Genomic DNA, 16,141 nt, shown 5'->3' with positions numbered 1-16,141 from the left:
AGACAGGGGCGGCGGCGCCCTGCCGCCGACATGGGATACTCGTGGCATGCCTCTGCGCCCGGACGGCCGCCTGAACCACGATCTGATGCCCGGGGAGAAGGGTCCCCAGGACGCCTGTGGCGTCTTCGGAGTATGGGCCCCCGGCGAGGAAGTCGCCAAGCTCACCTACTTCGGGCTGTACGCGCTCCAGCACCGCGGCCAGGAGTCCGCGGGGATTGCCACCAGCAACGGTGACCAGATTCTCGTCTACAAGGACATGGGCCTCGTGTCCCAGGTCTTCGACGAGACCGCGCTCAACGCCCTGACCGGTCACATCGCCCTCGGTCACTGCCGTTACTCCACGACAGGTGGGGTCACGTGGGAGAACGCGCAGCCCACCCTCGGCCCGACGGCGTCGGGTACCGTCGCGCTCGGCCACAACGGCAACCTGATCAACTCCGCCGAGCTCGTGGATCTCGTCGCCGAGCGGTACGGCGCCCAGCGCCGCGGCGAGCTCGCCCGCGGGAACACCACGGACACCGCCCTCATCACCGCCCTGCTCGCCGGAGACGCCGATCACACCCTCGAGACGACGGCGCTCGAGGTGCTCCCGCGGCTGCGCGGCGCGTTCTCGCTCGTCTTCATGGACGAGAGGACGCTCTACGCGGCCCGGGACCCGCAAGGAGTGCGCCCTCTGGTCCTGGGCCGCCTCGAGCGTGGCTGGGTGGTCGCCTCCGAGACGCCCGCGCTGGACATCGTCGGAGCCTCCTACGTGCGCGACGTCGAACCGGGCGAGCTGATCTGCATCGACGCCGAAGGACTCCGCTCGACGCGGTTCGCGCCCGCCGAGCGAGCGAGCTGCGTCTTCGAGTACGTCTATCTGGCGCGGCCGGACCACACTCTGAACGGGCGCTCCGTGCACGCGGCGCGCGTCGAGATGGGGCGTGCGCTCGCCCGCGAGCACCCCGTCGACGCGGACCTCGTCATCGCGACGCCGGAGTCGGGCACGCCCGCTGCCATCGGGTACGCCACCGAGTCCGGCATCCCGTTCGGACAGGGGCTCACCAAGAACGCGTACGTCGGGCGCACGTTCATCCAGCCGTCCGACACCCTGCGGCAGCTCGGGATCCGGCTGAAGCTCAACCCCCTGCGCGAGAACGTGCGGGGCAAGCGCCTCGTGGTGGTCGACGACTCGATCGTGCGCGGCAACACGCAGCGGGCCCTGGTCCGCATGCTGCGCGAGGCCGGGGCCGCCGAGGTACACGTGCGCATCTCCTCGCCGCCCGTGAAGTGGCCGTGCTTCTACGGCATCGACTTCGCGTCGCGCGCCGAGCTCATCGCCAATGGGCTCGGCGTGGAGGAGATCGGGCAGTCGCTCGGCGCCGACAGCCTGGGCTACATCTCGACCGAAGGCATGATCAGCGCGACCGAGCAGCCCGCGTCCCAGTTGTGCGCGGCCTGCTTCACCGGCAGGTACCCGATCGAGTTGCCCTCCGACGACCGGCTCGGCAAGCACCTGCTCGAACAGGCCGAACTCCCGCTGGGCGCCCCGGAGGACGGCCTGTCGACCCTGGCGGTCTCCGCCGGCGGAGCGGGCGCGCTCGACCGCCCGTGAGACGAACGGCTCGTGGCGCGTCGGCGCACCACGACCGCCGTCGTCCCCGGACCACCGACCCGACCAGTGATGGAGTACCAGTGACATCCGAAGGGCTCACCTACGCGGCCGCAGGGGTCGACACGGAGGCCGGCGACAAGGCCGTCGAACTGATGAAGGATGCCGTACGGCGGACGCAGGGGCCAGAGGTCCTCGGAGGCGTCGGCGGGTTCGCCGGGCTGTACGACATGTCGGCGTTCCGGACCTATCGCAAGCCGCTGCTCGCCACGTCCACGGACGGTGTCGGCACCAAGGTGGCGATCGCCCAGGCGCTCGACAAGCATGACACCATCGGCTTCGACCTCGTGGGGATGGTCGTCGACGACATCGTCGTCGTCGGTGCGAAGCCGCTGTTCATGACCGACTACATCGCCACGGGCAAGGTCGTGCCGGAGCGCGTCGCCGACATCGTGCGGGGGATCGCCCAGGCGTGCGAGGCGGCCGGGACCGCCCTCGTGGGCGGCGAGACCGCCGAGCACCCCGGGCTGCTCGCACCCGACGAGTACGACGTCGCCGGCGCCGCCACGGGGATCGTGGAGGCCGACGACGTGCTGGGGCCCGACCGTGTGCGTGAGGGCGACGTCCTGATCGCCTTGGCCTCCTCCGGGCTCCACTCGAACGGGTACTCGCTGGTGCGCGCCGTGGTGAAGCACGCCGGGTGGGAGCTGGACCGGCACGTCGAGGAGTTCGGGCGCACGCTCGGCGAGGAACTCCTGGAGCCGACGCGCGTGTACGCGAGCGACGTCCTGGCCCTCGCCGCGGACCACGCGGCGAGCGTGCACGCCTTCACTCATGTCACGGGCGGCGGCCTGGCCGCAAACCTCGCGCGTGTGCTGCCCGCCGGAACCGTGGCCACCGTGGACCGCGCGTCATGGGAGGTGCCGCCGGTCTTCCGGATGGTGCGCGAACTGGGCGGCGTGCCGCGCCGTGATCTCGAGAACACGCTGAACCTGGGCGTCGGGATGGTGGCGGTGGTCGACGCCGCGGGAGCCGACGCCGCACTGCGCCGACTGGCCGAGCTCGGGGTGCCGGCGTGGGAGCTCGGCCGGATCGAAGCCCTCGACGACGTCTCGGCGAGTGCGTCGGAGGAGCTGGTGGGTGGCACCAAGGGGGTGCGGGGTGGGGCTGTGCGCCTGGTGAACGACTACCAGTGATCTGCCTCGCCCCCGCGAGGCAGATCACTGCGGTGAGTACTGCTGTGGGTGGACTGTCGACTGCTGGGAGTGTCGGCCGAGCCGCACACCTCGGTAGGAACTCTCACTGCGGCTGGACGCTGGGTGGCGCACACAGCTGTGACAGGGGCTGTGCGGGTTGCCCGAGTGGCGGTGAGGCCGGTCACGGGGGACTATCGACTGCTGGGGTGTCGACGATCGGGGTGCGGGAACGCTGTGTCAGTGTTCTCGGCGCTCGTTCGAATCGTCGAAGTCAGCCCAGTCGGCGTAGCGGTTGTCGTAGTCCTCGTCCTCGGGGGCGTCCCAGCGGGAATCGTCCGTCGCCACATCCGTGTGGGACTTCCCGCCTCGGAGCTCCTGCTCGAGGGCGTGGTAGTTGGTCTCAGGGCTGTAGTACTTCAGCGCTCGAGCAACCTTGGTCTGCTTTGCCTTCTGACGGCCGCGGCCCATGGCTCCGACCCCCTCAACGTAGGAGCGGGGCGGCTACGTGCAACAGACGTGCGGCCCCGGAGTGTGCTTGATCTGTCCAGGCTCTAACGGTACATGGTTGTACGCGGTTTCCTCCAGTCTGCACGTGTGATTCGTCCGATGCGCCGGTGATCTTCGGCACGATTCGCATCGGGACGCCCCGGAAGGCGCTGGACGTGACGACGTGACAGAGCGTCGTCGTCTGTCGTGACCGTCATGACGTGACGATGTTCGCGCGTCGCGAACTGCCCTCCACGAGGAGTCGGTAGCCGAGTGATGCATGATGGTGGTGGAAGATGGCGACAAATGGTGACGAATCGCTAACAGGTGGGGGGTTCGCGCTATGGTTGCGTCGTTGGGCGCTCCGTTGCGGAGAGACGCGTCGGAGAATGTGAGCGAAATGAGTCCGCTCTCAAGTCGCCTAAATCCTGTTTGCTGCTAACAATGGTGAGAGAGCGGGAGCCGTCAAGAACCTGGTGCCGCCAGGGCCGGCGCCGTTCCGGAGGAGGTGCAGGGATGTCCATCCACGGAGAATCCGAGGTCCTGCTCACGCCTGCCGAGGTAGCGAGCTTGTTCCGTGTAGACCCCAAGACGGTTACGCGTTGGGCAAAGGCGGGAAAGCTTTCTTCGATCCGCACGCTCGGTGGACACCGCCGGTACAAGGAGTCCGAGGTTCGGGCGCTGCTCGGTGCAGCGGCCGAGAGTCCCGACGACTCCGACGCGTAGCCGACGAGGTCGGCAGGCAGTGGTGACGGCGCGCCGGGTGCTGCCCCAGCTCAGCCCCGCGCGCGCCGCAGGACCACCACAGTGATCGTGACCGCACCCAGGGCCGCGAGACCCAGTGCGGTACCCACGAGAAGCTTGGTGTTTCGAACCCGGTGTCCCTCAGGCACCGGGTTCCTCTTGTCCCGCTGGAACGCTCCAGCTGCCCGACTGCCGGCGCCCGCCGCCGCCTGCCTGGCGTTCCGCGCGAATCGCTGAGCCTGATGGGCAGGGTTGATCTTGAGTGTCAGCTGGTCGATCGTCGCGGCCAGCTCGGCGCGGGTGCGCAGCACCTCGGCCTCGAGCTCCTCCTTGGAGGGCGAACGCCGTGCCTTGTCCTCGGTGCTCATCGGTGCAGCCCTTCCTGGATGCCCGTGCGGATGGTCGTGACGTCGTCCTTGATGCGCTGCACGCTCTCCGGCTTCCGTGTGCCCTTCTTGAGCAGCGCCTGGCCGACGAGCACCAGGATCAGGGTCACGAGCACCAGGAATCCGCCCACGGCCAGCGCGGCGAGCCACATCGGCCACACCGTGCCCAGGCCGTACACGGCCGCCAGGAGCAGGACGCCGATCGCGTACAGCAGCACCACGAGTGCCCCGACGAACAGGCCGATCCCGATCCCGGACTTCATCGCCTTGTCGGTGAGCTCCGCCCGGGCGAGCGCGATCTCCGCCCGTACCAGGCGCGATGCCTGCTCGCTGATGTGCTCGACGAGTCCGCCGAGCGATGTCGGACGGTCCTGCGACGGCGTGCCGTCCATCGTGTCCTGGCTCATGTGCCCCTCCCGTGCACGGCGCTGCCGCGGATCTTGCTGTCGCCTGCCATGCATCTGTTGAGGTCAACTCAACCGGTAGGGGAGGCGGAGGGCAATTCCAGAGGGCGGCGCGGCGCGGATTCCGTCCGTACGGCGCGTGTGACACGCGCAACGTGGAGGCAATGTGGGGGTATGGTCATGAAGTTGTTGGACGATCGACCAACTGTCGGGTCGGAACGAGCGGGGTCGGGCCCCGTCGGGATGGGCTTGTGCCGGCGACTCCGGATAGTTTCGTCTGCATCGACAAGATTCGACGGGAGCGGCCGCGCAACAGTGCCGGAACGCCTGTCGGGTGACCGTTCATTGCGGCATTGGTCAAGAGCCGACGCGCCCGAGTGGACGCCCCGCGAGCTTCGCCACATGTTCGTGTCGCTGATGTCCTGGAGCGCCGTTCCGATCGAAGAGGTGTCGGGCTCGTCGGACACAGCGGCACGGCGGTGACCGAACTGTTCTACCGGCCGACTCCGTCCGGCGGCCCAGACCAGAGCGCGGGCGAGCCTTCGTGAGGTGGTAGAGCCCCATTGGGAGCCTCAGCCCATTCGAGAGCACCCGCAGAAACGCCGCAGGTCAGGGGCATGATCCCCTGACCTGCGGTTTCGTTGTGGCTCCGACCGGCGTCGATCCGGTGACCTTTCGATTTTCAGTCGAACGCTCTACCAACTGAGCTACAGAGCCGTGGCACTGGTGCCGTGCGCGAAAGCCCGGTGCGTCGATACCGACGATACCGGGCGATCAAGCGCGACCCTGACGGGACTTGAACCCGCGACCTCCGCCGTGACAGGGCGGCGCGCTAACCAACTGCGCTACAGGGCCATGGCCGCATCCTGCGGCCGAGGTGGTCCGCCGTGCGAACCGAGAGAAGCCTAACCCACGCGGTGTCCGAACCGGAAATTGAATCCCGCTCCCGCGACGATGGCGTGGCTCACACCGGGTGAGACTCGCCCTGAGCTGCGGCTATGGCGCTTCTTCGTACCCCCAACGGGATTCGAACCCGTGCTACCGCCGTGAAAGGGCGGGGTCCTAGGCCGCTAGACGATGGGGGCTGGACGCGGAAAGTCTACAGGCGCGACGGCGTGCGTCCACGTCGTATCCGTCACCCCGACCCGGCCGTCCGCCGCCGGGCGTGGGCGGCTGCGCGCGCCGGGCCGCCGTCGGCGATGATGGGCCCGTGGTGGAGATGACACGTGGCGAGTTCGAGGACGCGGTCAGCGAGGGGCTCGATCTGGTCCCGGAGGACCTCGCGGCCCAGATGGACAACGTCGTCGTGCTCGTCGAGGACGACGCTCCGCCGGAGGATCCCGGACTGCTCGGGCTCTACGAGGGCGTACCGCTCACGGAGCGCGACCACCAGTGGGCGGCGGGCTCCCTGCCGGATCGCATCACGATCTTCCGGAACCCGACGCTGGCCATGTGCGAGAGCCGGGAAGAGGTCGTCGAGGAGGTGGCCGTCACCGTCGTGCACGAGATCGCCCATCACTTCGGGATCGACGACGAACGCCTCCACCAGCTCGGCTGGGCGTAGACCCTCGCCAGCTCGGCTGGGCGTAGACCCCGCCCGGTCGAACCCGGGTACGCCGTCAGGCCCCGGTCTTGTACTCCCAGTGCCAGGCCTCGGGCTTGGACCCGCCGGGCTCCGCCCACGCCGGGTGGATCCAGCCGAACTTTCCGGCGTTCGCGGCCATCCACTGGTACTCGGCCGAGCCGAACGCCGAGATCCCGCCGCCCAGGTCGATCGCCTGCCCCAGCCCGTGGTTCGACGTTCCCGGGGGAGCCGCCAGCGCGCCCATCGTCGCGGCGACGGCGACCTGCTCCGCGTACGACCGGTAGGAGTCGTTGACCTTCAGGTTCCGGCCGAACGCCGCGCGGAAGGCGGCGTTCAGGTCCTCGATCGCCAGCGCGGCGTCGCACCGCAACTCGTGTCCGGGCGCGAACGACAGGTCGCACAGCAGGTTCGACGGGATCTGGCCGTTCCCGTACTTCTTGGCCTGGGCCGCGAGCTTCGCGGCCCGCTTCCGCCCGGCCTCGGCCCGTGCCGCTGCCTCGGCTTCCGCCTTCGCCTCGGCCTTCGCGCGCGCTCTCGCCTTCTGGGCGGCGATCTCCTTCTTGGTCGGGCCCGGTACGACCTCCGACACCACGTCGCCGGCAGATGACTCCAGCAGGGCCGACAGGTCCTCGGTCGCCTCGGTCAGGTGCGCCGCGGAGACCTCCGTGACCGACGGCGATCCGGTGTCCCCGGATGCCTCGTCGGCTGCCTCGCCAGGTAGGGCAGAACGCCCGTCGGAACGCGAGGCGCGCTCGGTGCGGTCCGCCAGGGCGGCGGCCGCCGACGCGGCGACGGTGCCCTCGGCCGACACGGCGGTAGCGGCGATGACGAGTTCGCGGACCTCGGCGGCGGCCTCCTCGATACGCGCGGCCCGCTTGGCCCTCATGTCCGTCGAGGTCGTGAGGTGGCGAGCCTGGACCAGTGCGCCGGTGGCGTCGGCGAGGGCCTCCTCGGTCTCGGCGTCCAGTGTCATGGGAGTGCCGGCGAGCACGACCGAGAGGGGGTCGGCGGGCTCCGTTCCCGGCACGGTCGCCGGCGCGGCGACACCTTCCGGCGCGATGCTCACGGGGGACGCGGCGGCGGGAGCGCTCATGCTCAGCGCACCGATCGCCACGACCGCGGCGAACGCGGTGCACCGGGCGACGGGGTGCGCGACAGGGTGTGCAGTGGCAGGGTGGGGGTGCTTCACGCGGCATTCCGTTCACGCACCGGCGCGGTGGCTGGGAGTCAGAGTCATGGGTCCGTGAGGGGAAGACCCTGCGGGGGGCGGATCCATGTGCACGCCGATGCTGTTTTCTCGGTGCCATGGCGCGCGCTCGTCGTCGGACGAGGCCCACGGCACGTCGCCCGGTGGACTCACGCGACCCTCGGGGGGCGAGCGGAATCTCGAACCTGTGCCGGTTCATCGTGCGGCCCGGGTGGCTCGCACGGCGGGCCTCGAGACCCGCGCCGGCGTCGGCGACCCATCCATGGTGGGGGACGGTCACGGTTCGGCCACGACGTTTCGGCGCGACATTGGTCACAATGTCAGTAGCCATCTCGTGGAACCGGCGTGAAGGTCGGGACACAGGTGACGCCTCGACCCGCCCGAATGTGGGATCGCTCTCACGCCGGGTCGGCCGTCGCCGGGCAAGAGCGCGGTGACGGCCGCCACAGGTGTCCGCATCGCGAGACGGTGCCTCCCGGGGGCGCGCTTCACCGGGTCGGGCACTTCGCTGTCGTCGTTCACTGCTGGACATGGACCACACCCCGACCGTCCCGGTGACCGTCTCGATCCACCGCGTCGTGAGTCCCGAGAACGTTCCGGAGGTGACGCGCTGGGTGCAGGACGGCGTCAACCTCGCCAACCGCTGGGACGGCTTCCTCGGCTCCGGATGGGTGCGGGCGGCCGAGGGGTCGAGCGACTGGTTCATGCTCTACCGGTTCGCCGACGAGGCGCGCCTCGACGCGTGGGAGCGGTCCGAGGAGCGTGGCACGTGGCTCGCGCGGGGCGCGGGGCTCGTGGAGGAACGCCGGGTCGAACGCCGGACCGGTATCGAGGGCTGGTTCGACGACCCGGTCCGCGCCGACGACGCCGTCCCGGCACCACCCCGCTGGAAGCAGGCCACCAGCATCTGGCTCGGCTTCTTTCCGGTGAATCTGCTCTTCACCTGGCTGTCCACGGCGTTCGTACCGGGGTGGTCCGGCGTTCCGCTCGTGCTCCGGGTGCTGATCTCCACCCTGGTCCTGACACCGGTCATGGCGTACTGGGTGCTGCCGTGGGTGACGCGGCGTCTGCACGGCTGGCTCCACAGCCGATAGGTCCCTGTGGGGCTTTGCGCGAAATGTGCCCGGCGCGCCACAGTAGGGCCATGCCAGACGCACTCCAGGGCACGTCCGGGCTGCTCGAGACCATCGCGTGGATGGCGGGCGCCGTCGTCGTCGCCTACCTCCTCACGGCAGCTCTCGCGTGGCTCATCCGCCGGCTCGGCCGACGCAGCGAGATCGCGCGCCAGATCGCCCAGCGGCTCCGCAACCCCGTCCGGGCCACGTTCCTCGTGGTGGCCGCCTGGATCGCGCTGAACCTGTCCGGGCACTCCAGGGCGGACTGGTTCCCCGTGGCGCAGAATCTCGTGGTGCCGGCCGTCATCGTCACCGGCGCCTGGCTCGTCGGGAACCTCGCCTTCGTCGTCGAGGAGCGGGCCTACGCGCGCATCAGGGTGGGCGTCCACGACTGGCGCCAGGCGCGCAAGCTCCGCACCCAGGTCATGATGCTGCGGCGGATCACGGTCGGCGTGCTCGGCGTCCTCGCGCTCGCGGGCATCATGATGACCTTCGACGGCGCCCGCACCGTGGGGACGAGCCTGCTCGCCTCGGCCGGGCTGGTGTCGATCGTCGCGGCGCTCGCGGCGCAGAGCTCGCTCGGGAACGTGTTCGCCGGCATCCAGGTCGCGTTCACCAACCGCATCCACGTCGGGGACGTCGTGGTGGTCGAGGGCGAGTGGGGGCGCATCGAGGACATCACGCTCGCCTACGTCGTGGTGCACATCTGGGACGATCGCCGCCTGATCCTGCCCTGCACCTACTTCACGCAGCAGCCCTACGAGAACTGGACGCGCACCTCGTCGGAACTGCTCGGCACGGTCGAGTTCGACCTCGACTTCCGCACCCCGCTCGAACCGCTGCGCGCGGAACTGGGCAGGATCGTCTCGGGAACCACGCTGTGGGACGGCCGGGTGCAGAGCCTGCAGGTCACGGACGCCACGGGAGGCACCATCCGGGTCCGGGCCTGTGTCAGCGCACGGGACGGGGACGATCTGTGGAACCTCCGGTGCCATGTGCGCGAGGAGATCGTCGTCTGGGTGCAGCGGGAGGCGGCCGGGTCGCTCCCCCGCACGCGGTTCGAGTCCGAGGCGCCGGGAGGCGTCCTCGCGCAGGTGGCGTCGGGTGCTTCCCCTGGCGCGCCGGAACGCGACATGGTTGATTGAGACTTATGAGTCGTTCCGGATTTGTCCCGCCCTACCTCCTCCGGCACGTGGCCGAGGCCGCCTCCTCCGGGCCGGCGCCCGAACCCGGGCTCCGCGAGGCCTGCCGCCACACGCTGGACCTGGACGCGGGATTCCGCGACGAGCGCAGCGCACACCGGTTACGGACGCAGGCGGCCGAGCCCGAGCAGCCCCGCCCGGTGGAGACCACCGGGCTCGCGTGGACGATCCACACGGCCGGCAACACCCAGACCCTGCCCGGGGAGCCGGTGCGGGACGAGACGGACGGGTCGCCGTCGGGCGACCTGCCCGTCGACGAGGCCTGGGACGGCGTCCGGGACACCCTCGACATGCTCCGGGACGCCTTCGGCCGCACGTCGTACGACGACGCCGGCGCGCGCGTCAGCGCGACGGTGCACTACGGGCAGAACTACCAGAACGCGTTCTGGGACGGCAGGCAACTCGTATTCGGCGACGGCGACGGGCAGATCTTCAACCGCTTCACGATCGCCGTCGACATCCTGGCGCACGAGCTCGGGCATGCCGTCACCGAGCACACGGCGGGTCTCGTCTACCGGAACCAGCCGGGCGCCCTGAACGAATCGATGTCGGACGTGTTCGGCACCTGCCTCAAGCAGCGTGTCCTCGGGCAGGACGCGGCGGAGGCCGACTGGCTGATCGGTGAGGGGCTCTTCACGGACCACGTGCGGGGCGACGCCCTGCGGTCGATGTCGGAGCCCGGCACCGCCTACGACGACCCGATCCTGGGCAAGGACCCGCAGCCGGCTCACATGGACGACTTCGTCGTCACGAGGGACGACAACGGCGGCGTGCACATCAACTCCGGCATCCCGAACCGGGCGTTCTACCTCGCCGCGACCGAGATCGGCGGCTCGTCCACCGAGGGTGCGGGGAGGATCTGGTACGACGCGCTGCTCACCGTCGGGCCCACCACGGACTTCGCCGGGTTCGCCGCCGCCACCGTCGCCGTCGCCGGAGAGCACGCGGACGTCGTCCGCGAGGCCTGGGCGAGCGTGGGCGTCATCGCGGAGGACGACGGCGCGCAGGAGGCGCCGTCGGACCGCACCGACGACCAGGGGGAGCCCGACGCCCCGGGGACCCCGGCGCCGCCGTCGGACACCGGCGAACCGATCGGCGTCGTCGAGGTCCGGCGGAGCGGAGGCTTCGCGGGGATCACCATGACCAGTTCCCTGGACCTGGACGGCGACGACCCGCGCGTCGGCGAGGCCCGGACGCTGGTGCACCGCGTGGACATCTCGCTGCTCGAGCACGAGGCCGCGGCCTGGTCGGAGGAACCGCGCCGGCCGGACGCGTTCACCTACGTGATCGTCTGCGGCGGTCACGAGGTCGAGGTCCCGGAGGACTACGCCACACCCGATCTGCTCCGGCTGGCGGAGCTGATCCTCGCCTCTCGGGACCGGTGATCAGCGGCAGAACCAACCCAGGAGGCGGTCCGGGCGGTCGGTGATGATGGCGTCCACGCCGGCGCCGTCGTCGACCTCGCACAGGTGCGACCAGCCCGACGGGTCGTTCTCCGTCCAGACCATGACCCGCAGGCCCGCGCGGTGCAGCCGCGTGACGATCCCCGGATCGCGGCGCACCATCTCGGCGGACGGATTGCACGCGGCCACGCCGAGGCCCGCGCACACGTCGAGCACGTCCGGCGGCTCGTACGCCAGCAGGAGCCCGCGTTCCAGGTGCGGGGCGACGTCGCGGGCCGCGGCGACCGTGTCGGGCCAGAAGGACTGGACGAGCACCCGCTCACCGAGCCCGGCGTCGTCGATCGCCGTCGTGACGCCCCGGATCTCGGCCGGAGCCCAGACGCCCTTCAGCTCGAGCAGCAGGTGCGTGCTCGGGTAGCGCACCAGGATCTCGAGCACCTCGGCGAGCAGCGGCACCCGCTGCCCCGCGTAGGCCGGGCCGAACCAGCGGCCGGCGTCGAGGGCGCGGAGCTGGACCAGGCTGAGGCGCGCCACGGCGCCGTGGCCGTCGGTGGTCGCGTCGACCACGTCGTCGTGGATGATGACGGCGGCACCGTCGGCGGTGCGCTGCAGATCGATCTCGACCGCGTCGGCCCCGGCCCGGCACGCGGCCTCGATCGCGGCCAGCGTGTTCTGCGGTGCGACCGACGAGTTCCCTCGGTGCGCGACGACGGCGGGGCGGGTCATCCGGCCGAGCGTACCGGGCCGCTCCGGCTGCTCCATGACGACACCGGGCCGGCCGGGGGACTCGTACGGCGAGAGTCCGGCCGACGCAGCCGTGGCGACCGCCGAGCGGGCCGCGAGCCGGGCGTGCCGCCGGTGGTCGGCGAGCAGGGCGAGCCAGACCAGCGGCGTCCAGCGCGGCACGCGCTTCCTCGGCGCGGGACGGCGGGTCAGGGCGCGGCTCGTCGTGCGACGCGCGGTCGCGCGGACCGCGGTCGCGGAGTGCGTGGACGGGGGGCGCGACGTCGTACCGTGCGTCGTGCCGTGGGACACGGAGGTGCTGCCGACGGCGAAGGGCCGCACCGGGGTGTCCGGGCGATCCAGGAGGGCCATGTCGTGCTCCGATCTGCGGACGTCTTCTCACGATAGGTCTGCGCGAGTCGCGGTCGGCGCGATCGGCCGGGGAGTTCCGGGAAACTTCCGCGCGCGTTCAACTGCCCCGCCGGATCGTTCTCCGACGGGCTACGCGGCGGCCACCGGAAGGCCGGAACGGCAGGCCGGCCGACGGAAGGGAACCGTCGGGCGAGCGGGCCGGCGGAGGCCGGTGGAGGCCGGTGGAGGCAGTCCGGCGGAGACGACGCGACCGGAAGGGCAGGCCGGCGGTGGCACCGGAGTGCCGCCCGGGTGACAACCCTGGGACGACGACGGCCCACACGTTCACCGGGAATCGTGTCGGGCATGGTGAACACACAGGTAGCGAAGAACCCGGCGCGGCCCGGACTCCCGCCGCGGGCGCGCCAACTCGTCCTCACGGTGCACGTCATCGCGGCGGGCGCGTGGATCGGCGTCGACGTGATGGTCGCGGTGCTCGTCGTCGTGGGCATGACCGCCTCCGACCCTGCCGCCGCGGGACTTGCCTACCAGGCGCTCGGCACGTACGTCCTCGGCCCGATGCTCGTCTCGGCGCTGCTGTGCCTCGCGACCGGCGTGGCGCTCGGGATGTTCACCCGCTGGGGGCTGGTCCGGTACTGGTGGGTCGCGGTCAAGCTGGCCATGAACCTTGCCCTGTGCGCGGCGATCCTGTTCGCGCTGCGGCCCGGGATGCCGGAGGTGGCGGCGTACGGGCAGGCGCTCGCGGGTGGTGCGCAGCCCGCGCCCGAGGTCGTCGCCCAGCTGGTCTACCCGCCCGTCGTGTCGCTCACCGCGCTCGCGCTGGCGACGTGGATCGCGGTGGCGAAGCCGTGGGGGAAGCTCGGGAGCCGCGCGACGACGGACGTCGCCGGCCTCCGGAAACCTGGGTGATCAGGCCGTGCACTGCCCGGACGAGACCGCCGCGTCGAGCTCGGTGGCCTGCGCGGCGACCGGGCGGAGCTCGGCGCTCGTCATGGCGTACCCGACGTCGGCCGAGGAGTCGGCACGGGCGAAGACGACACCGGCGACGTCCCCGCCGGTCGTCAGGAGCGGCCCACCCGAGTTGCCCGGGCGCACCGCGGCGGCCAGGGAGTACACCTCGCGGCCGGCCGCGCCGGAGCCGTACACGTCGGGCACCCGGGCGGTGTCCACGCCGAGGACCCCGGCGCTCGTCGAGGTGAACGGGCCACCGTACGGGTAGCCCTGGACCACCGCGCGGTCGCCCACCGACAGGGTCGGCGCGATGTCGAGGGCGTCGGCGGACAGCCCGTCGACGGCGACGACGGCGAGGTCGTCGACCGGGTCGAAGTACACGACGCGCCCCTCCCGGGCCGGGCTGTCGGGGAGCTCCACGACGGGCCGGTCCACGCCCGCCACGACGTGCGCGTTGGTGACCACCCGGTCCGGAGCGACGACGAACCCGGACCCGGTCGAGCTCTTCCCGCACGCGTAGGCGATGCCCGAGATCCGGGCCACCGACCGTGCCGCGGCCTCCAGGTCGGCGTCGTCCAGGTCGACGGTGGGCGCCACCGGCGCCTGCCGCGGGACGATCAGGAGGTTCAGCCGGGGCAGGCCGTCGTCGAGCGCCATGGCGCGCATCTCGGCGAGGGGGCGGCCGACCGCCGGCGGCGTCAGGTCGTCGATGGTGCGCAGGACGCTCGACGACGAGAGCGCGGCGGCGACACCCGGCGTGCCGGTGGCGGTGATCGCGTTGCCGACGAACGAGAGCGCGAGGGCCGCGACCACGACGTTCGCCGCACCGCCGAGGAGACGTTCGAGCGGTCGCAGGGCGGTGCGATCCACGCCCCGCCGCAGGTCGTGGCCCAGCCCCGACCCGAGCGAGGCGCCGAGCACCGGGAGCGCGATCGCCACCGCGACAGCGACCGGGCCGCGCCACTGGGAGCTGGGCAGCAGGTCGTTGACGGCGGGGACGGCCCAGAAGGCCGCGAGGCCCCCGGCGATCAGGCCCGCGAGGCCGCCGAGCGTGGCCAGCAGGCCCCGGCTCAGCCCGGCGCCGAGAGCGACGAGCAGGATCAGGAGGAGCACGAGGTCGACGGGTGTCATGGGCTCCTCCGGGAGTGTGCGGGTCGGCGGCGACGGCGCCGGAACGACGCCTTGGGTGCAACCTACCGACCGGGGGCGGTGTGCCGGGGTGGTCACCACCCGATGCCCACAGCGGGCGCCGGATTCTGCGCCGCTCCGTCACCCGATGCGCAGATCCCCTACCGGAAGTTCACGGCCGGCCGGTGCGGCCTCATCCGCTGAGATTGGTTCCCGTGAGGAGGGCGTGCTCCACGTCCGGTCGGCCGTTCGACCGGGCGAGCGCCGCGGCGTCGTTCCAGGGGTAGTCGAGTGCCCGGAAGTCGACCTCCCACCGTCCGGTGGCGTCGTCGACGATCGCGTAGCGGGCGTGCGGCGAGCCGGCTTCGACCACATGAGGAAAGGGGTTGTCGTCGTCGTAGGCGGGCCAGCCGACGCTCCCCGGATTGACGACGAGGGGGCCGCCGTCGAGGCGGATGGCGCGCTGCAGGTGGGTGTGGCCGCACAGCAGGAGGTCGTGATCGAGGTAGCCGGCCAGACGCCGCGTCACCTCGTCGACCGTCGCCGGACGAACGCCGTCGGGGGTGACCGTTTCCAGGAGGTACTCGAGGTCGCTCTTCGGGCTGCCGTGGAAGGCGAGCACGCCCTCGGTGATCGTCACGGTGGTCGGCAGACCGGCCAGCCACTCCCGGTGGGCGGCGTCGAGCTGGTCGTGGGCGAGGCGGTCCGACTTCCCCATCTGGCCGCGAGCCATGGTGAGCACCTGGCGCTCGTGGTTGCCGCTGACCGACACCATCGGCGTACGCAGAAGCAGGTCCGCCGTTGCGGCCGGGGCGACTCCGCCGGAGAGGTGGTCGCCGAGATTCACGACGACATCGGCCTCGTCCTCGGCGATGGCGTCGAGCACCGCGCGCAGCGCGAAGACGTTCCCGTGGACATCGGAGATGGCTGCGATCCGCATGCGGCATCGTATCGCCGTCGCCGGTCACCCTGAACGCGACATCAGTCGCCCGCACTCTCCTCGAAGGTCAGGCTGATGGAGTTCATGCAGTAGCGGTCGCCCGTCGGGGTCTGCGGGGCGTCGTCGAAGACGTGGCCCAGGTGCGAGCCGCAACGAGCGCAGCGCACCTCGGTGCGGACCATCCCGAGGGACCGGTCCTCCAGCAGCTCGACCCGGTCCCCGGCGAGCGGGCTGTAGAACGACGGCCACCCGCAGTGCGAGTCGAACTTCGTGTCCGACCGGAACAGCTCGTTCCCGCACGCCCGGCACCGGTACACGCCCACGCGCTTCTCGTCGAGCAGCTCACCGGTCCAGGCACGTTCGGTGCCGGCCCGGCGGAGCACCGCGTACTCCTCGGGCGACAGCTCGTCACGCCACTGGTCCTCGGACTTGGACACCTCGTACGTCATCGCTCGTCTCCGCTCGCTTCGCGCAGGGCCGTTCGGCGGGTCACGCCGAGGGGCCGACGGGCGCGACGGATCTGTCCGCGCCCCTCAGAGACCAACCTAGTCGGCGGTGCGCGTGTTCCGCCCGCGGCCGCCGCGGCTTCCCCGGCGCCGACGCCGCGCGCCGCCCGGCGTCCCGTCCGCGCCGTGGCCGGACGAGCCGCCGCCGGAGGCGTCGTTCGCCCTCGCTCCGCCTGCCTGCGCACCACTCGGCGAACCGCCG

16 protein-coding genes and 3 tRNA genes are annotated in these 16,141 nt (G+C 71.3%); 8 read left to right on the top strand and 11 right to left on the bottom strand.

What is annotated here, in order from left to right; genetic code table 11:
- Positions 1-46 precede the first annotated feature (46 nt).
- Positions 47-1,594, top strand: a complete 1,548-nt coding sequence (purF, locus tag IIE03_RS01550; RefSeq protein ID WP_192860965.1) for an amidophosphoribosyltransferase — start codon at positions 47-49, stop codon at positions 1,592-1,594.
- 80 nt (positions 1,595-1,674) lie between these two features.
- Positions 1,675-2,787 carry a phosphoribosylformylglycinamidine cyclo-ligase gene (purM, locus tag IIE03_RS01545; RefSeq protein ID WP_192860964.1) on the top strand — a complete coding sequence of 371 codons (1,113 nt, stop codon included), beginning with the start codon at positions 1,675-1,677 and terminating at the stop codon, positions 2,785-2,787.
- Between the two features lie 237 nt (positions 2,788-3,024).
- Here the strand turns inward: purM and IIE03_RS01540 are convergent, their stop codons facing one another.
- Entirely contained in the window at positions 3,025-3,255 is a 231-nt protein-coding gene (locus IIE03_RS01540) for a DUF3073 domain-containing protein (RefSeq protein ID WP_192860963.1), read from the bottom strand.
- 534 nt (positions 3,256-3,789) lie between these two features.
- Between IIE03_RS01540 and IIE03_RS01535 the strand changes: the two genes are divergently transcribed.
- Positions 3,790-3,999, top strand: coding sequence for a BldC family transcriptional regulator (locus IIE03_RS01535; protein ID WP_123816003.1), 210 nt, complete (start codon positions 3,790-3,792; stop codon positions 3,997-3,999).
- 50 nt (positions 4,000-4,049) lie between these two features.
- Here IIE03_RS01535 and IIE03_RS01530 read toward each other — a convergent pair whose 3' ends face one another.
- The 5 genes from IIE03_RS01530 to IIE03_RS01510 form a co-directional block, all read right to left on the bottom strand.
- The gene (locus IIE03_RS01530) at positions 4,050-4,385 is read right to left on the bottom strand and encodes a DUF3618 domain-containing protein (RefSeq protein ID WP_192860962.1); all 336 of its coding nucleotides are present in this window, start codon (positions 4,383-4,385) and stop codon (positions 4,050-4,052) included.
- Complete coding sequence (locus tag IIE03_RS01525; protein ID WP_192860961.1) at positions 4,382-4,810, bottom strand: phage holin family protein; 429 nt, start codon at positions 4,808-4,810, stop codon at positions 4,382-4,384. Before IIE03_RS01525 ends, IIE03_RS01530 begins: the two co-directional genes overlap by 4 nt.
- 641 nt (positions 4,811-5,451) lie before the next feature.
- Positions 5,452-5,524 (bottom strand) — tRNA-Phe (locus tag IIE03_RS01520).
- Positions 5,525-5,588: 64 nt separating this feature from the next.
- A tRNA-Asp gene (locus IIE03_RS01515) sits at positions 5,589-5,662 on the bottom strand.
- Between the two features lie 157 nt (positions 5,663-5,819).
- Positions 5,820-5,892: transfer RNA gene (locus IIE03_RS01510), tRNA-Glu, on the bottom strand.
- Positions 5,893-6,026: 134 nt separating this feature from the next.
- Here IIE03_RS01510 and IIE03_RS01505 point away from each other — a divergent pair.
- Positions 6,027-6,371 (top strand): metallopeptidase family protein, encoded by a 345-nt coding sequence (locus IIE03_RS01505; protein WP_192861016.1) that lies wholly within the window; start codon positions 6,027-6,029, stop codon positions 6,369-6,371.
- A 55-nt stretch (positions 6,372-6,426) separates the two neighbouring features.
- Here IIE03_RS01505 and IIE03_RS01500 read toward each other — a convergent pair whose 3' ends face one another.
- Positions 6,427-7,581, bottom strand: a complete 1,155-nt coding sequence (locus IIE03_RS01500) for a M15 family metallopeptidase (RefSeq protein WP_318842735.1) — start codon at positions 7,579-7,581, stop codon at positions 6,427-6,429.
- Positions 7,582-8,129: 548 nt separating this feature from the next.
- On the opposite strand from IIE03_RS01500, the gene IIE03_RS01495 reads away from it, so the two are divergent.
- From IIE03_RS01495 to IIE03_RS01485, 3 genes are read left to right on the top strand one after another with little or no spacing between them, the layout of a single operon-like run.
- Positions 8,130-8,693 (top strand): antibiotic biosynthesis monooxygenase, encoded by a 564-nt coding sequence (locus tag IIE03_RS01495; RefSeq protein ID WP_192860960.1) that lies wholly within the window; start codon positions 8,130-8,132, stop codon positions 8,691-8,693.
- Between the two features lie 50 nt (positions 8,694-8,743).
- Positions 8,744-9,859, top strand: coding sequence for a mechanosensitive ion channel family protein (locus IIE03_RS01490; protein ID WP_192860959.1), 1,116 nt, complete (start codon positions 8,744-8,746; stop codon positions 9,857-9,859).
- 5 nt (positions 9,860-9,864) lie between these two features.
- On the top strand, positions 9,865-11,301 hold the full coding sequence (locus IIE03_RS01485) for a protealysin inhibitor emfourin (RefSeq protein ID WP_192860958.1): 1,437 nt from the start codon (positions 9,865-9,867) through the stop codon (positions 11,299-11,301).
- Here IIE03_RS01485 and IIE03_RS01480 read toward each other — a convergent pair whose 3' ends face one another.
- Positions 11,302-12,414: a glycerophosphodiester phosphodiesterase gene (locus IIE03_RS01480; RefSeq protein ID WP_225997096.1), complete on the bottom strand. Its 1,113-nt coding sequence runs from the start codon at positions 12,412-12,414 to the stop codon at positions 11,302-11,304.
- A gap of 345 nt (positions 12,415-12,759) precedes the next feature.
- Here IIE03_RS01480 and IIE03_RS01475 point away from each other — a divergent pair, with 345 nt between their 5' ends.
- Positions 12,760-13,323, top strand: a complete 564-nt coding sequence (locus IIE03_RS01475) for a hypothetical protein (RefSeq protein ID WP_225997095.1) — start codon at positions 12,760-12,762, stop codon at positions 13,321-13,323.
- Here the strand turns inward: IIE03_RS01475 and IIE03_RS01470 are convergent, their stop codons facing one another.
- The 3 genes from IIE03_RS01470 to msrB form a co-directional block, all read right to left on the bottom strand.
- Complete coding sequence (locus IIE03_RS01470; RefSeq protein WP_192860957.1) at positions 13,324-14,496, bottom strand: MarP family serine protease; 1,173 nt, start codon at positions 14,494-14,496, stop codon at positions 13,324-13,326.
- A 190-nt stretch (positions 14,497-14,686) separates the two neighbouring features.
- Positions 14,687-15,433, bottom strand: a complete 747-nt coding sequence (locus tag IIE03_RS01465) for a metallophosphoesterase family protein (RefSeq protein ID WP_192860956.1) — start codon at positions 15,431-15,433, stop codon at positions 14,687-14,689.
- A gap of 41 nt (positions 15,434-15,474) precedes the next feature.
- Complete coding sequence (gene msrB, locus IIE03_RS01460; RefSeq protein WP_192860955.1) at positions 15,475-15,882, bottom strand: peptide-methionine (R)-S-oxide reductase MsrB; 408 nt, start codon at positions 15,880-15,882, stop codon at positions 15,475-15,477.
- Positions 15,883-16,141: the final 259 nt, after the last annotated feature.

Source organism: Myceligenerans pegani, assembly GCF_014892515.1.
Taxonomy (GTDB): Bacteria; Actinomycetota; Actinomycetes; order Actinomycetales; family Cellulomonadaceae; genus Myceligenerans; species Myceligenerans pegani.
This window is presented reverse-complemented; position numbering and strand designations above follow the sequence as displayed.